The 14,570-nt window shown below is 64.3% G+C and carries 14 protein-coding genes; 13 read left to right on the top strand and 1 reads right to left on the bottom strand.

Going from position 1 to position 14,570, the window contains the following annotated elements; translation table 11 throughout:
* Window positions 1–66: 66 nt before the first annotated feature.
* Window positions 67–1,215, bottom strand: a complete 1,149-nt coding sequence (locus tag FB481_RS09075) for an ABC transporter substrate-binding protein (protein WP_147176132.1) — start codon at window positions 1,213–1,215, stop codon at window positions 67–69.
* Window positions 1,216–1,883: 668 nt separating this feature from the next.
* Between FB481_RS09075 and FB481_RS09070 the strand changes: the two genes are divergently transcribed.
* From FB481_RS09070 to FB481_RS09010, 13 genes are all read left to right on the top strand, one after another.
* Entirely contained in the window at window positions 1,884–3,005 is a 1,122-nt protein-coding gene (locus FB481_RS09070; protein ID WP_147176131.1) for an amidase, read from the top strand.
* 14 nt (window positions 3,006–3,019) lie between these two features.
* The gene (gene iacA, locus FB481_RS09065; protein WP_147176130.1) at window positions 3,020–4,192 is read left to right on the top strand and encodes an indole-3-acetate monooxygenase; all 1,173 of its coding nucleotides are present in this window, start codon (window positions 3,020–3,022) and stop codon (window positions 4,190–4,192) included.
* A 19-nt stretch (window positions 4,193–4,211) separates the two neighbouring features.
* On the top strand, window positions 4,212–4,574 hold the full coding sequence (locus FB481_RS09060) for an IacB protein (protein ID WP_093506612.1): 363 nt from the start codon (window positions 4,212–4,214) through the stop codon (window positions 4,572–4,574).
* Window positions 4,575–4,579: 5 nt separating this feature from the next.
* A complete protein-coding gene (locus FB481_RS09055) occupies window positions 4,580–5,101 on the top strand; it encodes a nuclear transport factor 2 family protein (RefSeq protein ID WP_178109857.1) in 522 nt (173 codons plus the stop codon).
* Window positions 5,102–5,158: 57 nt separating this feature from the next.
* Entirely contained in the window at window positions 5,159–6,424 is a 1,266-nt protein-coding gene (locus FB481_RS09050) for a Rieske 2Fe-2S domain-containing protein (protein WP_372239563.1), read from the top strand.
* A 17-nt stretch (window positions 6,425–6,441) separates the two neighbouring features.
* Window positions 6,442–6,918, top strand: coding sequence for an aromatic-ring-hydroxylating dioxygenase subunit beta (locus FB481_RS09045; RefSeq protein ID WP_093506618.1), 477 nt, complete (start codon window positions 6,442–6,444; stop codon window positions 6,916–6,918).
* 10 nt (window positions 6,919–6,928) lie between these two features.
* On the top strand, window positions 6,929–7,669 hold the full coding sequence (locus FB481_RS09040; protein WP_093506620.1) for an SDR family NAD(P)-dependent oxidoreductase: 741 nt from the start codon (window positions 6,929–6,931) through the stop codon (window positions 7,667–7,669).
* Window positions 7,670–7,743: 74 nt separating this feature from the next.
* Entirely contained in the window at window positions 7,744–8,703 is a 960-nt protein-coding gene (locus FB481_RS09035) for a PDR/VanB family oxidoreductase (protein WP_147176127.1), read from the top strand.
* A 10-nt stretch (window positions 8,704–8,713) separates the two neighbouring features.
* Window positions 8,714–9,214: a flavin reductase gene (locus tag FB481_RS09030; RefSeq protein ID WP_093506624.1), complete on the top strand. Its 501-nt coding sequence runs from the start codon at window positions 8,714–8,716 to the stop codon at window positions 9,212–9,214.
* A 166-nt stretch (window positions 9,215–9,380) separates the two neighbouring features.
* The gene (locus FB481_RS09025; RefSeq protein WP_147176125.1) at window positions 9,381–10,637 is read left to right on the top strand and encodes an OprD family porin; all 1,257 of its coding nucleotides are present in this window, start codon (window positions 9,381–9,383) and stop codon (window positions 10,635–10,637) included.
* A 79-nt stretch (window positions 10,638–10,716) separates the two neighbouring features.
* Window positions 10,717–12,006 (top strand): MFS transporter, encoded by a 1,290-nt coding sequence (locus FB481_RS09020; protein WP_147176123.1) that lies wholly within the window; start codon window positions 10,717–10,719, stop codon window positions 12,004–12,006.
* Window positions 12,007–12,092: 86 nt separating this feature from the next.
* The gene (locus FB481_RS09015) at window positions 12,093–12,716 is read left to right on the top strand and encodes an NIPSNAP family protein (protein WP_147176121.1); all 624 of its coding nucleotides are present in this window, start codon (window positions 12,093–12,095) and stop codon (window positions 12,714–12,716) included.
* A 151-nt stretch (window positions 12,717–12,867) separates the two neighbouring features.
* Window positions 12,868–14,355 (top strand): aldehyde dehydrogenase family protein, encoded by a 1,488-nt coding sequence (locus FB481_RS09010; protein ID WP_147176119.1) that lies wholly within the window; start codon window positions 12,868–12,870, stop codon window positions 14,353–14,355.
* Window positions 14,356–14,570: the final 215 nt, after the last annotated feature.

The following is a 14,570-nucleotide window of genomic DNA, read 5'->3' as shown; positions in this document are numbered from 1 at the left end:
CCCCGACCCGCAGGCCGGGGCGCATCTGACGGCGAGCGTGTTACCGGTGCCGGGCACCGGTCGGGGTTACTTGAGCAGTACCCACTTGCCGCCTTTCACGGTGATCAGCTCACGGCCGCGCACGTCGAAGCCGCTGTGATCCTCCGCGCTCATGTTGTACACGCCCTGGGTACCGGCCAGTTCGTGGGTGCTTTCCAGCGCATCGCGCAGGGCGGCGCGAAACTCCGGGGTGCCCGGCTGGCCTTTCTTCAACGCGCTGGGAATGGCGTTTTCCAGCAGCAGGCCAGCGTCATAGACGTTGGCGCCGAAGGTCGCCGGCGCGCTGCCGTTGAGCTTGGTGTAGTCGTCGATGTACTTGCGGGCCACGGCCTTGGACGGGTGATCGTCCGGCACTTCGTCGATCACCAGCATCAGGCTGGCAGCGAGGATGGTGCCCTCGACTTTGCGCCCGCCGAGCTGCAGGAAGGCCGGCAGCGCCGCGCCGTGAGTCTGGTAGACCTGGCCCTTGTAACCCTGATCGACCAAGGTGGTTTGCGGCATCACCGCCGAGCCGCCGGGTGCGGCGATCAGCACGGCGTCCGGGCGCTGGGAAAGCACTTTCAGGCTCTGCCCGGTCACCGAGGTGTCCTGGCGCTGGAAGCGCTCGTTGGCGACGATCTTGATGCCGTTCTTGGCGGCCAGGGCGCTCATCACCTTGCCCCAGTTCTCGCCGTAGGGGTCGGCGGTGCCGATCATCCCCAGCGTCTTCACGCCATTCTTGACCATGTGTTCGTTCAGCGCCTCGGCAATCAGCTCATCGTTCTGGGTGGTCTTGAACACCCACTTCTTCTGCTCATTCATCGGCAGCACCACGGCGGCGGTGCCCACCGGGGCGAGCAGCGGCGTGCCCGACTCGGCGGCGAACTGGATGACCCCCATGGCGTTGGGCGAGCCGCTCGGGCCGATGATGGCGTCGACCTTCTCCTCGTCGAGCAGCTTCTTGAAGGCCTTGACCGTGGCGGTCGGGTCGCTGCCGTCATCGAGCGCGACGTAGCGGATGGCTTCGCCGCCGGCTTCGCTCGGCATCAGCGCGATGCTGTTCTTCTGTGGAATCCCGACCAGGGCGATGGGCCCGGTCGAGGAGCTGATAACGCCGATCTTCACGTCGGCCTGAGCCGTCATCGACGCGCAGAGCGCGCCCAGTAGCAGGGTGGACACAGCTTTCTTGAACAGCATGTCGTACTCCGGGGTGCAGGGCTAATAACGGGCTCAACAGCCGTACCGCGGGGGTAGGGGTATCGCCTTCTCGTAATGGGCTCGGTGGTCTCACCGGCATAGCGCAACCAGTGAACAGCCGGCGGTGCAGCTGAGGGCGAAATTGCAGGTTGCATGCCAGAAATTTTCGGGTGGGGTTGGCGCGGGGGCGTTTGGCCTACAGCCAGGGCGGCCTGCAGAAGGAGGATTTGGCGTAGCCGGAAAACCTAACCGAACGCAGCAAAGCCGGGGGCTTGAGCATCCATTTTTCGGGTCTTTTTTACATTGAAAAAAATGAGATTTATTCTGTTTTTTTAGGGGCGTAAATTTTTCTATCAGTGCCGATTTTATGATTTTTATTTTTGATCAAAAAATAGGCAGGTAACACCGTTGGTGTTGCTGATCTTGCTCGTTTTATAAAATAAATTGCTGTTTTTAAAGGGTATTTTTCATATTTTTCAGAAAAATGTTGGTTTTCGAAGCGTTACCAAAATGCACGCACTTGGTGCTTTTTAGTGGAAAAGTGCACCAAATTACTCATCAATTAATTTTGAATATTCAATTGACAATTCACGTAATTCTGACGATTTTAGATTTACGCGAATCTGCAGCGCTGGCTGCCCGACGCAACGTTCAAGTAGGTGAGTGACATGCAGATGGTCATCGAGCACATGAAGCTGGGCGGCGCCGGACTGACGGTAATGGTCAAGGACACCATCGATATCGCCGGCTACCCGACCCGCGCCTCCAGCCGTGCCCTGCACGATGCCGCGCCGGCCGAGCAGCATGCGGCGGTGGTCGAGCGCCTGCTGGCTGGCGACTGCCAGATCCTCGGCAAGACCGTGTTGCATGAACTGGCCTACGGCACCACCGGCATCAATGCCTACGCCGGCACCGCGGGAAACCCGCGCTACCCCGGGCGCATTCCCGGGGGCTCATCCAGTGGTTCGGCCGCCGCCGTAGCTGCTGGCCTGTGTGATTTCTCCCTGGGCACCGACACCGGTGGTTCGGTACGCATTCCCGCCTGCTGCTGTGGCGTGTTCGGTTTCAAGCCGACCTTCGGCCGTATCGACCGCCGCGGCACCATGCCCGCCCAGACCAGCCTCGACTGCATCGGGCCGTTCGCCCGCAATCTGTCGACGCTGAGCCAAGCCATGGCTGTGATCGACCCGACATTCGGGCCGGCGCCCGAGCTGGGCGACATCACTATCGGCGTAATTTCCGTACAAGCTGCCAGCGACATTCAGGACACCCTCGATGCGCTGCTCGACGCCAGCGACCTGCCCCTGGGCCGCGTCGAGCTGCCCGGCCTGCAGGGCGCCTATGACGCCGGCATGGTGGTGATCAACCGGGAAACCTGGAACGCCTGCGGGCATTTGCTCGCCACCGGCCTGGTCGGCGCCGATATCGCCGGCCGTCTGGAAGCAGCCGGGCAGACCAGCGACGCCGCCCTGGCGACTGCCGAACAGGTGCGCGAGCGCTTCACCGCCGAAGTGGACGCTGCGCTGGAGCGCTTCACCGTGCTGGCGCTGCCGACCATGCCCGATTACCCGCTGCGCCTCGAAGAGGCCGCCGACACCCGCGCGGTGCTCGGCATGACCGCTTTCGTACGTCCCTTCAACCTGTCTGGCCACCCGGCCCTGAGCATTCCCTTCGAAGGGCAGGCCGGGCTGCCGGTGGGGCTGCAACTGATCGCCGCCAAGGGCGCCGACGAACTGCTGCTGGCAGTCGCTGGCGAGCTGCTGCGGCGTCTCGATTCCAACCTCCTGTGATCCCGGAGCCTGTCATGAATTCGCTCAATCTGGCCGGCAAGCCGCCCGCCGCTCCCATTACCGACAGCCAGGCCTTCAAGGACCTGCTGGCCGATATCAAGCAGCGTGGCCGTGCCGGCGAGTTCGACCGCCTGGGCCATATCGCACCGGACGTGATCGAGTCGTTCAAGGCCGTTGGCGTGTACCGCGCCCTGGTGCCGCGTCGCTTCGGTGGCGACGAACGTTCGCCTGGCGAGTTCTGCGCCATGATCGAGGAGATCGCCAAGGCCGACGGCTCCGCCGGCTGGGTCGCCAGCTTCGGCATGAGCCCGGTCTACCTGGCCTCGCTGCCGCTGGAAACCATCGAGCAGGTGTATGCCGATGGCCCGGACGTGGTGTTCGCCGGCGGTATCTTCCCGCCACAGCCGGCTGACCCGGTGGAAGGCGGCTTCAAGGTCAACGGCCGCTGGAAGTATTCCAGCGGCTGCATGGGCGCCTCGCTGGTCGGTGTCGGTATCGCCCCGAAGAACGGCGACAAGCTCGACCTGCCGCGCTTCGCGGTGATGCCGCAGAGCAAGGTGCGCATCGACCAGACCTGGGACACCGTCGGCCTGCTGGGTACCGGCAGCCACGACCTGGTGGTCGAGGACGTGGTGGTGCCCGAGGCCTGGACCTTCGTGCGTGGCGGCCCGGCCAACCTCGACGAGCCGTTCTTCCGCTACCCTTCGCTGTCGTTCGCCACCCAGGTTTTGTCCGTGGTCGGCCTGGGCGTGGCTCGCGCCGCGCTGGACGAGCTGCGTGACATGGCCGCCGGGCGCATCTCGGTGACCGGCGCACCGGCAGTAGCCGACCGTCCGCTGGCCCAGGTCGAGATCGCCAAGGCCGAGGCCGCCCTGCGCGCCGCCCGCTGCTTCTTCTACGAAGCCATCGACGATGTCTGGCAGCTGGTGCTCGCCGGCGAGCCGCTGCCGGCGGAAAAGATCAACCTGCTGCGCCTGTCCTCGACTCACGCCGTACGCGTTGCCGCTGAAGTGGCACGCACCGCGCAGATGCTCTCGGGCATGACCGGCGTCTACAACAGCAGCCCGCTGGCGCGTTTCGTCAACGACGCCCAGGTGGTGACCCAGCATGCCTTCATGGGCGACGTCACCTACCAGAACGCCGGCGCCATCTTCTTCGGCAAGCAACCCTTGCCGGGCTACCTCTGACCTTTCCCGGAGCCAAATCATGAGCGAGAAAAAACCACTGCGCGTGCTGTTCTGCATGGGCATCAACCAGAACTTCTTCGACGCCGCCCGTGACGAGCAGCTGGAAGTCTGGGCCGCATTCAGCGCCATGTGGAACGGCATCCACGACCTGCCGGGCGTGACCGTGTTCGGCAACATGGACGACGACCAGAGCATGGTCGGCCCGAGCAGCGGCTACCCCTGGACCACCTACCTGCTGGCCGACGTGCCGGACCTGGAAACCGTGCACGCCGCCTGCAACCTGTTGCGCACCACCGCCGTGGGCAGCGGCCCTTACAAGCTGTGGCGCTACGTGAAGATCGAGGCCCGTACCGGCCGCGAACTGATCATCCAGCGCGCGTGAATGCCATGTCGACCATCGCCGAACTTCACGCCCGCCTCGCTCGCTTCGAAACCGAGCATGCCGTGCGCGCCTGCATGAACCGCTACATGGTGCTGTGCGACGCCCTGGATGCCAGCACGCCGCTGGACGAACTGGCCGGCCTGTTCACGCGTGAGGCCGTGTGGGAAGGCAAGGGCGCCAAGTACGCCGCGAGCTTCGGCGGCTACCGCGGCCGTGAAGCGATTCGCGCGATGTTCGCCACCTACATGAAAACTCCGGCGCACTTCGCCCTCAACGTGCACTTCCTGACCAGCGAGCTGATCGAGGTGCAGGGCGAGGGCGCGACCGGCAGCTGGGTGATGTTGCAGACCTCGACCTTCGCCAGTGGCGCTTCGCACCTGAATGCGGCGCGCCTGACCGTCCGCTTCGCCGAGGAAGAGGGGCAGTGGCGCATGGCGCATTTCCAGACCGAGAACCTGTTCAGTCGCCCCGTCAGCGCCTGGAACAGCGAGGCGCAGCTGCCGGTGCCGAACAAAACGGCCGAATGACCCGAGACTTTTTTGCAGTCGGCCAGATAAGCCGACCAGGAGCCAACCGTGAATAACATGATCGATGTCGTGAATCTCGAATGCGACCCCGCCGAACTGGTCAAGGCCGACCGCGTGCACACCTCGCTGTACACCGACGCCAAGCTGTTCGACGCCGAGATGGAAAAGATCTTCTACAGCACCTGGGTGTGGGTCGCCCATGAGAGCGAGATCCCGGACGCCGGCAGCTACAAGAGCACCTTCATCGGCAAGCAGCCGGTCATCGCCGTGCGTGACCGCAAGAAGCAGGTTCATGTGCTGCTCAACCGCTGCCGTCACCGCGGCGCCACCGTGTGCGAACACAAGAAGGGCAAGACCAACAGCTTCGTCTGCCCGTATCACGGCTGGGGCTACGCCCTGGACGGTTCGCTGCGCGGCATTCCGCACCCGGACAGCTACGGCGAGTGCCTGGACAAGAGCGAGCTGCCGCTGGTCAGCCTGCGTACCGAAAGCTACGCCGGGATGATCTTCGCCACCTTCAAGGACGACATCGAGCCGCTGGTCGACTTCCTTGGCCCAGCCAAGAAGTGGATGGACCTGTTCATGAAGCAGGGCGCCGGCTACGGTATCAAGGTGCCGGGCGAACACCGCTTCCGCTTCCCGGGCAACTGGAAGATCCAGCTGGAAAACACCACCGACGCCTACCACTTCCCGCTGGTGCACAAGTCGTTCCTGCACTCGGTCGACCAGCAGACCATGGACATGCTCGACTTCGTCGATGGTTCCGGCTACGTCGAAGACCTGGGCAATGGCCACAGCGTGATGGTGATGATCCCCGATCTGATCGACCTGGAAGCCAACCTCGATGCGCCGATTCCGACCCGCTTCGAGAGCCTGGCGCAGGAGCTGCGTGACGAAGGCATCGAGGAGCAGCAGGTGCGCCGCATCGTGCGTGCGGTCGGCGGCTCGGGTTTCAACCTCAACCTGTTCCCCAACATCGCCTGCTCGATGGCGTTCTTCCGGGTGCTGCAGCCGATCTCGGTCAACGAAACGGAAATCCATCACTCGGTGATCACCATGGACGGCGGCCCGGCCGTGGCCAACCGCTACCGACTGCGCCTGCACGAACACTTCCAGGGCCCGATGGGCTTCGGCACTCCGGATGATTCCGAGGCTTGGGAGCGCGTGCAGAAGGGCGCCAGCGCCGGCGAAGACCTGTGGATCATGCTCAACCGCGGCCTGCCCGGCGAGAAACCCAGTGAAGACGGCCTGGTCAGCGACGTATCCGCTGAAACCGGCATGCGCGCTGCTTACCAGCAGTGGAAAAAGATGATGTCGGCCTGAGCGACGGAGAACCGAAAATGAATCTGCAATTGCTGCAAGAAGTCACCGCTTTCATCTGGGCCGAAGGCGACATGCTCGACCACAACGAGTACGACACCTGGCTGGCGCTGTGGGCCGACAAGGGCACCTACATCATCCCCATCGACCCCAAGGAAGAAGACTTCGAGAACACCCTCAACTACGCCTACGACGACGCCCATATGCGCCAGTTGCGGGTGCAGCGGTTGATCGGTGGCGAGTCGATTTCCACCAGCCCGCAGCCACGCACCGTGCGTTCGGCGTCGAACTTCCGGGTGCTTTCCGAGGAAGGCGACCAGGTGCGGGTGCGGTGCTCCCAGCACCTGCGCGATTTCCGCAAGGACTCGCTCAAGCACTACAGCGCCGACCTGACCTATGACCTGGTGCGCAGCGGCGACAGCTTCAAGATCCAGCGCAAGCTGATCCGCCTGATCAACTCCGACGATACCCTCGCGGGCATCGGCTACATCCTCTGAGGGCCTGACCATGACGCAGATCGCACTGGTCACCGGCGCCGCTCAGGGCTTGGGTCTGGCCATCGCCAGCCGGCTGTTCGCCGCCGGCTATGCGGTGGTGATCACCGACCTGTCGCCCGAGCGCGCCCAGGCGGCAGCCCAGGGCCTGGACGCCAGTGGCGAGCGGGTGCTGGCACTCAAGCTCGACGTTGGCAGCAAGGCTGATTTCGAGGCCGCGCTGGCCGCCACCCTGGCCCGCTTCGGCGCCCTGCACGTGGTTGTCAACAACGCCGCGATGACCATGGCCACGCCGGTCATGCAGATCAGCCCGGACGAGTTCGATCGCGTCATGAGCCTCAACACCCGCAGCGTATTCGTCGGCTGCCAGGTGTTCGGCGCGCACATGGCCAAGGCCGGCTACGGGCGCATCGTCAACATGGCCTCGCTGGCCGGGCAGAACGGTGGCACCGCCACCGGCGCGCATTACGCCGCGTCGAAGGGCGCCATCGTCACCCTGACCAAGATCTTCGCCAAGGAACTGGCCGCCGGCGGCGTGACCGTCAATGCCATCGCGCCGGGGCCGATCGACTCGCCCATGGTGCACTCGGTGGTATCGGCCGAACGCATGCCGGGCATGCTCGCCAACATCCCGGTAGGGCGTCTGGGCGATGCGGATTTTCTCGGCGACCTGATCGTGCAGCTGGCACGTCCGGAAGCCTATTTCACCACCGGGGCGACCTGGGATGTGAACGGCGGCTTGTTTATGCGCTAAGCGCTGGACCAACCCATACGACGGCCGAAACAACGACCGCCTTTACCTTGACGTGCAATGCGGGTGAACCCGAGATGACTGAACAACTCCTGACGGTGCAAGTGCACAAGCGCCAGCTGCAGGGCGACGGCGTCGTCGTCCTCGACCTGATTCCGGTGGGCGGCGGCACGCTGCCGGCGTTCGACGCCGGTGCCCATGTGGATATCCACATCGCCCCTGGCCTGGTGCGCCAGTATTCGCTGTGCAGCGACCCGGCCGACCACGCTGTCTACCGTCTCGGGGTACTCAAGGACCCCGCTTCGCGCGGTGGCTCGGTAGGCGTGCACGACACCTTGCTCGAAGGCTCCGAGGTGCAGATCAGCGCGCCGCGCAACCTGTTCCCACTGGCCAAGGCCGCCAGGCGTTCGATCCTGCTCGGCGGCGGCATCGGCATCACCCCGATGATCGCCATGGCCTACGCCCTGCACGCCAGGGGCGAGGATTTCGAGCTGCACTACTGCGGCCGTTCGCGCAGCCGCAGCGCCTTCCTCGAGCAGCTGCAGAGCGTCGCCTTCGCCGACCGCGTCTTCACTCATTTCGATGACGAAGCGCCCGAGCAGAAGCTCGACATGGACGCTGTGCTCGGCCAGGCCGAAAGCGGTGTGCACATCTACACCTGCGGGCCGACCGGGTTCATGGAGTGGGTGATCGGCGACGCGCTCAAGCGTGGTTACGCGGACGATCACATTCACCGCGAATACTTCCAGGTGGAGGTCGACAACAGTGGCGCCAGCTTCGAAGTGGTCGCCGCGCGCAGCGGCAAGAGCGTGCAGGTCGCTGAAGGGCAAAGCATTCTCGACGCCCTGGCGGAGGTCGGCATCAAGATCGAGATTTCCTGCGAGCAGGGCATCTGCGGCACCTGCCTGTGCGACGTGCTCGAAGGCGAGCCGGACCACCGCGACGTGTACCTCACCGACGACGAGAAAGCGGCCAACGATCAGATCCTGGTCTGCTGCTCGCGCGCCAAATCCCCAAAACTGGTTCTGGACATCTAGGAGAACGGACATGGTCGACGTAACCGGATTCCGCAATGCCATGGCCCGTCTCGGCGGCGCCGTTTCTGTCATCACCACCGACGGCCCGCACGGGCGCTTCGGCTTCACCGCCTCGGCGGTGTGCAGCGTCACCGATTCACCACCCACCCTGCTGGTGTGCATGAATCGCGCGTCCACTTCCAACGCGCACTTCAAGAACAACGGCGTGCTTTGCGTGAACGTGCTCAGCGCCGCGCTGCAGGATATTTCCGGGGTGTTCTCCAACCGCGAGATGAACTCCGAGCAGCGCTTCGCCGCCACCTCGTGGACGACCCTGGAAAGCGGCTCGCCGGTGCTGGAAGAGGCGCTGGTCAACTTCGATTGCCGTATCGCCCAGGTCCATGAAGTCGGTTCGCACAGCATCTTCTATTGCGAGGTGCTGCACATCAAACAGGGCGACGCCGAAGAAGGCCTGATGTACTTCAACCGCGCCTACCACCGCCTCTGCGAGTCTTCCAAAGCCGCGTTCTAAACCGTTTCAAGCCTACAAAAAGCCTGGCGCTGCGGCGCCGGGCACGGGCCTTCTCACGCCCGTTTTGCGGATAACCGCGCCGTTCAGAGCGCCCGCAAATTCACTGCCACTGTTGATCTGCTCATACCTACAAGACCCCGGCTCGCCGGAAACAAAGGAGCATCACATGCACCCCAGCACTTCCCCGCTTGCGCGCGCACTGAAAAAAGTCGGCCTGATGGGCGCCGTTCTCGCCCCGATAACCGCCCAGGCGGATCTGGTCGACGACAGCCACCTCAAGGTGGACATGCGAAATTTCTACCTCAACCGCGACTTCACCAACAGCGACGCGCCGGCCTCCAAGGTCGGCAGCTGGTCTCAGGGTTTCGACCTGCAGTTCGCCTCCGGCTACACCGACACGCCGATCCAGTTCGGTGTCGACGTCAATGCCCAGTACGCCATCCGCCTGGACTCACACGGCGATGACGGCACCCTGCCGATGGATTCGAGCAGCGGGCGCACCGCCAGGGACTACAGCCGCGCCGGCGCCACGCTGAAGATGAAGTATTCCAAGACCGAGCTGAAGGTCGGCGACATGCGCCCCGAGCTGCCGGTGGCCTGGCACGACCCGAGCCGCCAGCTGGACACCATCTACCAGGGCGCCGTGCTGGAATCCAAGGAAATCAGCGGGCTGACCCTGACCGGCGGGCGCTTCTGGTCGGCGGTTACCCGCGAGTCGTCCAACCACGAGAAATTCTACAAGTTCGGCTCCACCGACAACCTCGACAGCGACCGCGGCATGGATTTCGGTGGTGCCACCTGGGACATCACCAAGAACTTCCAGGCCAGCTACTTCCACGCTGTGGTGCACGACATCTACCGCCAGCACTACGTCGGCTTCGCCCACACCGCCGACCTGGGCGGCGGCTTCGGCCTGCGCACCGACGCACGCTACTTCGACAACAAGGAAAACGGCGACGCCCTGAACGGCGAGATCGACAACCGCGCCTTCTCCGGCGGCTTCACCCTGACCAAGGGCGGCCACAAGGCGAGCATCGTCTACCAGCGCATGTTCGGCGACAGCATGTTCCCGACCCTCAACGGCTACATCCCGCAGTTCTACCTGCTGAACTGGGCCAACCAGCCGTTCATGCGCCCGCAGGAGCGTTCCTGGGGCATCGGCTATGGCTACAACTTCGCCGAGCTGGGCCTGCCGGGCCTGACCTTCAGCAGCCGCTTCATCAAGGGCAGCGACATCGACCTGGGTCGTGGCGTGAAGGGCGCCGAGAACGAGCGCGACCTGGCCCTCAAGTACGTGGTGCAGAGCGGCGCGCTCAAGGGCGTGGGCATCGAGTGGAAGAACTACCTGGTGCAGCAGCACGACTTCGGTAACGACTTCAACGAGAACCGCCTGTACGTGACCTACACCTGGAACGTTTTCTGAGGCCCCACGGCGCGGCGCCCGCCTGGGCGCCGCGCAGGTAACGATTGAGCCCCGCTGTAGCGGGGCGACAGGAGTGTGTATGTCCAGTACGACGCAAAAGGGCGGCCTCAGGCGCATCGTCGCCGCATCGGTGATCGGCAACGCGCTGGAATGGTATGACTTCTTTCTGTACGGCACCGCCGCTGCGCTGGTGTTCGGCCCGCTGTTCTTTCCGGCTGGCACCGACCCGGTAGTCGGCACCCTCGGCGCCTTCGCCGGTTTTGCCGTGGGCTTCGTCGCCCGGCCTTTGGGCGGTATCGTCTTCGGCCATATCGGCGACCGCCACGGGCGCAAGCTGGCGCTGGTTATAACTCTTTCGTTGATGGGTTTCGCGACCTTTCTGATGGGTCTGCTGCCGACCTTCGAGCAGGCCGGCTATCTGGCGCCGATCAGCCTGGTGATCCTGCGCATCGTGCAAGGCATCGCCTCGGGCGGCGAGTGGGGCGGTGGCGTGCTGATGCTCAGCGAAAACGCGCCATCGAGCCGTACCGGTTTCTATGCCTCGTGGAGCCAGCTGGGCGTGACCGGCGGCTTTCTGCTGTCTGCCGGGGCGTTCTATCTGGCGCAGCTGCTGCCAGACGACGACTTCATGAGCTGGGGCTGGCGCATTCCGTTCGTGGCCAGCATCGTGATTTTCGGCGTCGGCCTGTACATCCGCCGCAGCCTGCCGGAAAGCCGCGACTTCCAGCAGGATGTCGAGGCCAAGGCAGCGGCCAAGCACCTGCCGGCCATGCAGGTGCTGCGCGAACATCCCAAGGCGGTGCTGCAGGCCATGGGCCTGCGCCTGGCGGAGAACGGCGGGGCGTACATCTTCCTGTCCTTCGCCATGGCCTATGCCAAGTTCACCGGCCTGGCGACCCAGACGGTGCTGATCGGGGTGATGATCGCCATGACCCTGGAGGCGTTCATGATCCTGTTCTGGGGTTGGCTGTCGGACATCATTGGCCGGCGCACGGTGTACGCCATCGGTTCGGTGGGGCTGGTGGTCTTCGCCTTCCCGTTCTTCTGGCTGTTCGACACCCACGACACGCTGCTGGTCTACCTGGCGCTGATTCTTGGCCTGCCGCTCAGCCATGCGGCGATGATCGGCACCCAGCCGGCGCTGATGGGCGAGCTGTTTCCCACCCACGTGCGCTACACCGGGCTGGCCATGGGGCACGAGATCGCCTCGATCTTCGCCGGTGGCTTCGCGCCGTTGATCGCCACCGCGCTGTTCGCCCACTTCCAGTCGGCCTGGCCGGTTTCGGTAATGCTGGCGCTGTTCGGCCTCGTCACCACCGTCACGTTGCTGACCATCCGCCAGGCGCCGTACCGCACCGGCACGCCGTGACCGCGTTTTTCTCGAAACCCTCTTGCCCGTGCTTGCGCGGGCTTTTTTATCGCCGACTTTTTATCAACGACTAACCGGGAGCCGACATGACCCTTTATGAGCTGATCACCTTCACCGTGCGCGTACGCACCCCGGCCGAGGCCATGGGCCGCCTGCAGGCGAGCCTGCAGATTCATGAGCCGGGCGTGGTGCTGGCTGGTTGCTGGGTGTCGGAGATCGGCCCGCAGAACCAGATCGCCGTGCTGCGCGGCTTCCCGGATGCCGAGAGCCGTGTGCGGGAGCGCGCCCGCTACCTGCAGGCGGCGGACGCCTTCGGCATCGCCGACCTGCTGCTGGAGATGCAGGTGGCCGATTACAGCCTGTTCCCGTTTCTCGAGCCGCTGGCGCCGGGTGCCCACGGGCCGTTCTACGAGCTGCGCGAATACAACCTGATTCCCTCTGGCCTGGCGCCGACCCTGGCGGGTTGGCAGAAGGCCGTCGGGCCACGCACCGGGCCCCAGTACTCGGCGGTTTACGCAGCGTTCTACGCCACCTCCGGGCAACTGCCGCGCTACCTGCATATCTGGCCCTACGCGAGCCTCGAGCAGCGCCTCGATGTGCGCACCCGCGCCGTGGCCGATGGCGTGTGGCCGCCGGAAAACTCCGGCCCGCAATTGCAGAAGATGAATTCCACCGTGTACCTGCCGGCCAGCTTTTCGCCGCTGCGCTGAGCCGCAAAGGGCAAGACGGCACGCTCGGACAGAGGGATGGCCGGCAGCGACAAGCTTTGCCGCGCGGCCTGGCTAGGATGGCTGCACAACGACATGCCGAGCGCTGCCACTGGGGCGCTCCTTTCCAATGCCTATATCCGAGGGTACTGCCATGACCAAGGTTTCGATCACGCCGGCTGTTCAGCAATTTCTGCAGCGCCGGCACGGCTCATTCATCGCCGGCCGTGCGGTGCACGACGAAAGTGGCGCGGCCATTGAGGTCATCAACCCGGCAACCGGTGAGGCGATTGCCGCCGTTACCGGCGCCAGCGCTGCGCAGGTCGAGGAGGCGGTGGCATCCGCCCGTGCAGCGTTCGAAGGCAGCTGGGCGCAGACCTCGCCGTACCAGCGTGGCGTGCTGCTCAACCGCCTGGCTGACCTGATCGAGCAGCACACGGAAGAGCTGGCGCAGCTCGAGAGCCTGTGCTCCGGCAAGGCGATCAACCTGGCGCGCGGTCTGGAAGTGGCGCAGAGCGCGGTGTTCCTGCGCTACTTCGCCGGCTGGGCGACCAAGATCAACGGCGAAACCATGACCCCGTCGCTGCCCTCCATGGCCGGCGAGCAGTACATGGCCTTCACCCGCCGCGAGCCGATTGGCGTTGTGGCCGGCATCGTGCCGTGGAATTTCCCGATCATGATCGGCATCTGGAAGATCGCCTCGGCGCTGACCACCGGCTGCACCGTGGTCGTCAAACCCAGCGAATTCACCCCGCTGACCCTGCTGCGCGTCGCCGAGCTGGCCATCGAAGCCGGCATTCCGGCAGGTGTTATCAACGTCGTCAACGGCCTGGGCTCGGTCGGCCAGCAGCTGATCGGCCACCCGCGCATCAGCAAGGTGTCGTTCACCGGCTCGGTGCCGACCGGCATCGCTGTCGGCAAGGCGGCCATGGAAGCCAAGCTGACCCGCGCCACCCTGGAGCTTGGCGGCAAGAACCCCGCGGCGATGCTTGCTGACGTGGATATCCAGAGCGCCGTGCAGGGCATCGTCATGGCCGCTTTCTCCCACCAGGGGCAGATCTGCGCCTCGCCCGAGCGCCTGTACGTGCACCGCTCGATCGCCGATGACTTCGCCAAGGCTCTCGGCCAGGCGCTGCAGACCCTGAAGATCGGCTCGCCTATGGACGAGACCGTGCACTTCGGCCCGCTCGCCAACAAGCCGCATTACGACAAGATGCTGGCGTTCTTCGCCCGCGCCCAAGCCTCCAACACCGTTATCTGCGGCGCCAGGGCCCATGGCGACAAAGGCTACTTCGTCGAGCCGACGGTGATCCTCGCCAACGGCGCGGACGACCCCTTCCTGCACGAAGAAACTTTCGGCCCGATCATCTGCATCCTGCCGTTCGACGATGAGCAGCACCTGGTCGAACTGATGAACGACAGCCCCTACGGCCTCGGCGCCAGCATCTGGACCAACAACCTGTCCAAGGCACTGAGCCTGATCCCCAAACTGGAATTCGGCACCGTGTGGGTCAACATGCACACCTTCCTCGACCCGGCCGTGCCCTTCGGCGGCACCAAAGCCTCGGGCCTGGGCCGCGAGTTCGGCTCGGCGTTCATCGAGGATTACACCGAGCTGAAGTCGGTGATGATTCAGTATTGATTTGGCAGATACTGGATATCTGGCGCCTCGGCTTTTGCCGGGGCGCCGGCGCCGATCAGAAAAGAAAAGGGGCAGATTTAGATCTGAGAATCATCTAGCCGGCCTCCTCACTCCCGAGTAGGCGCAAAATTCAAAGTGCGAACATTGTCTTTTGCTGTGAGGAGGCCGTGATGAAATTCTGTGGCATAGACCTGCACTCGAACAATAGCGTTGTG

This window comes from Pseudomonas sp. AG1028 (genome assembly GCF_007993955.1).
In the GTDB taxonomy this organism is placed as follows: domain Bacteria; phylum Pseudomonadota; class Gammaproteobacteria; order Pseudomonadales; family Pseudomonadaceae; genus Aquipseudomonas; species Aquipseudomonas straminea.
Note: the sequence above shows the minus strand (reverse complement) of the source record. Positions and strands in the feature narration are given on the sequence as shown.

What these genes read in the sequence shown, in the direction of transcription:
- FB481_RS09025 (WP_147176125.1), top strand. Translation starts at nt 9,381, where the DNA reads ATGCACCCCAGCACTTCCCCGCTTGCGCGCGCACTGAAAAAAGTCGGC.
- iacA (WP_147176130.1), top strand. Translation starts at nt 3,020, where the DNA reads ATGAATTCGCTCAATCTGGCCGGCAAGCCGCCCGCCGCTCCCATTACC.
- FB481_RS09045 (WP_093506618.1), top strand. Translation starts at nt 6,442, where the DNA reads ATGAATCTGCAATTGCTGCAAGAAGTCACCGCTTTCATCTGGGCCGAA.
- FB481_RS09035 (WP_147176127.1), top strand. Translation starts at nt 7,744, where the DNA reads ATGACTGAACAACTCCTGACGGTGCAAGTGCACAAGCGCCAGCTGCAG.
- FB481_RS09055 (WP_178109857.1), top strand. Translation starts at nt 4,580, where the DNA reads ATGTCGACCATCGCCGAACTTCACGCCCGCCTCGCTCGCTTCGAAACC.
- FB481_RS09030 (WP_093506624.1), top strand. Translation starts at nt 8,714, where the DNA reads ATGGTCGACGTAACCGGATTCCGCAATGCCATGGCCCGTCTCGGCGGC.
- FB481_RS09060 (WP_093506612.1), top strand. Translation starts at nt 4,212, where the DNA reads ATGAGCGAGAAAAAACCACTGCGCGTGCTGTTCTGCATGGGCATCAAC.
- FB481_RS09010 (WP_147176119.1), top strand. Translation starts at nt 12,868, where the DNA reads ATGACCAAGGTTTCGATCACGCCGGCTGTTCAGCAATTTCTGCAGCGC.
- FB481_RS09070 (WP_147176131.1), top strand. Translation starts at nt 1,884, where the DNA reads ATGCAGATGGTCATCGAGCACATGAAGCTGGGCGGCGCCGGACTGACG.
- FB481_RS09020 (WP_147176123.1), top strand. Translation starts at nt 10,717, where the DNA reads ATGTCCAGTACGACGCAAAAGGGCGGCCTCAGGCGCATCGTCGCCGCA.
- FB481_RS09075 (WP_147176132.1), bottom strand. Translation starts at nt 1,215, where the DNA reads ATGCTGTTCAAGAAAGCTGTGTCCACCCTGCTACTGGGCGCGCTCTGC.
- FB481_RS09040 (WP_093506620.1), top strand. Translation starts at nt 6,929, where the DNA reads ATGACGCAGATCGCACTGGTCACCGGCGCCGCTCAGGGCTTGGGTCTG.
- FB481_RS09015 (WP_147176121.1), top strand. Translation starts at nt 12,093, where the DNA reads ATGACCCTTTATGAGCTGATCACCTTCACCGTGCGCGTACGCACCCCG.
- FB481_RS09050 (WP_372239563.1), top strand. Translation starts at nt 5,159, where the DNA reads ATGATCGATGTCGTGAATCTCGAATGCGACCCCGCCGAACTGGTCAAG.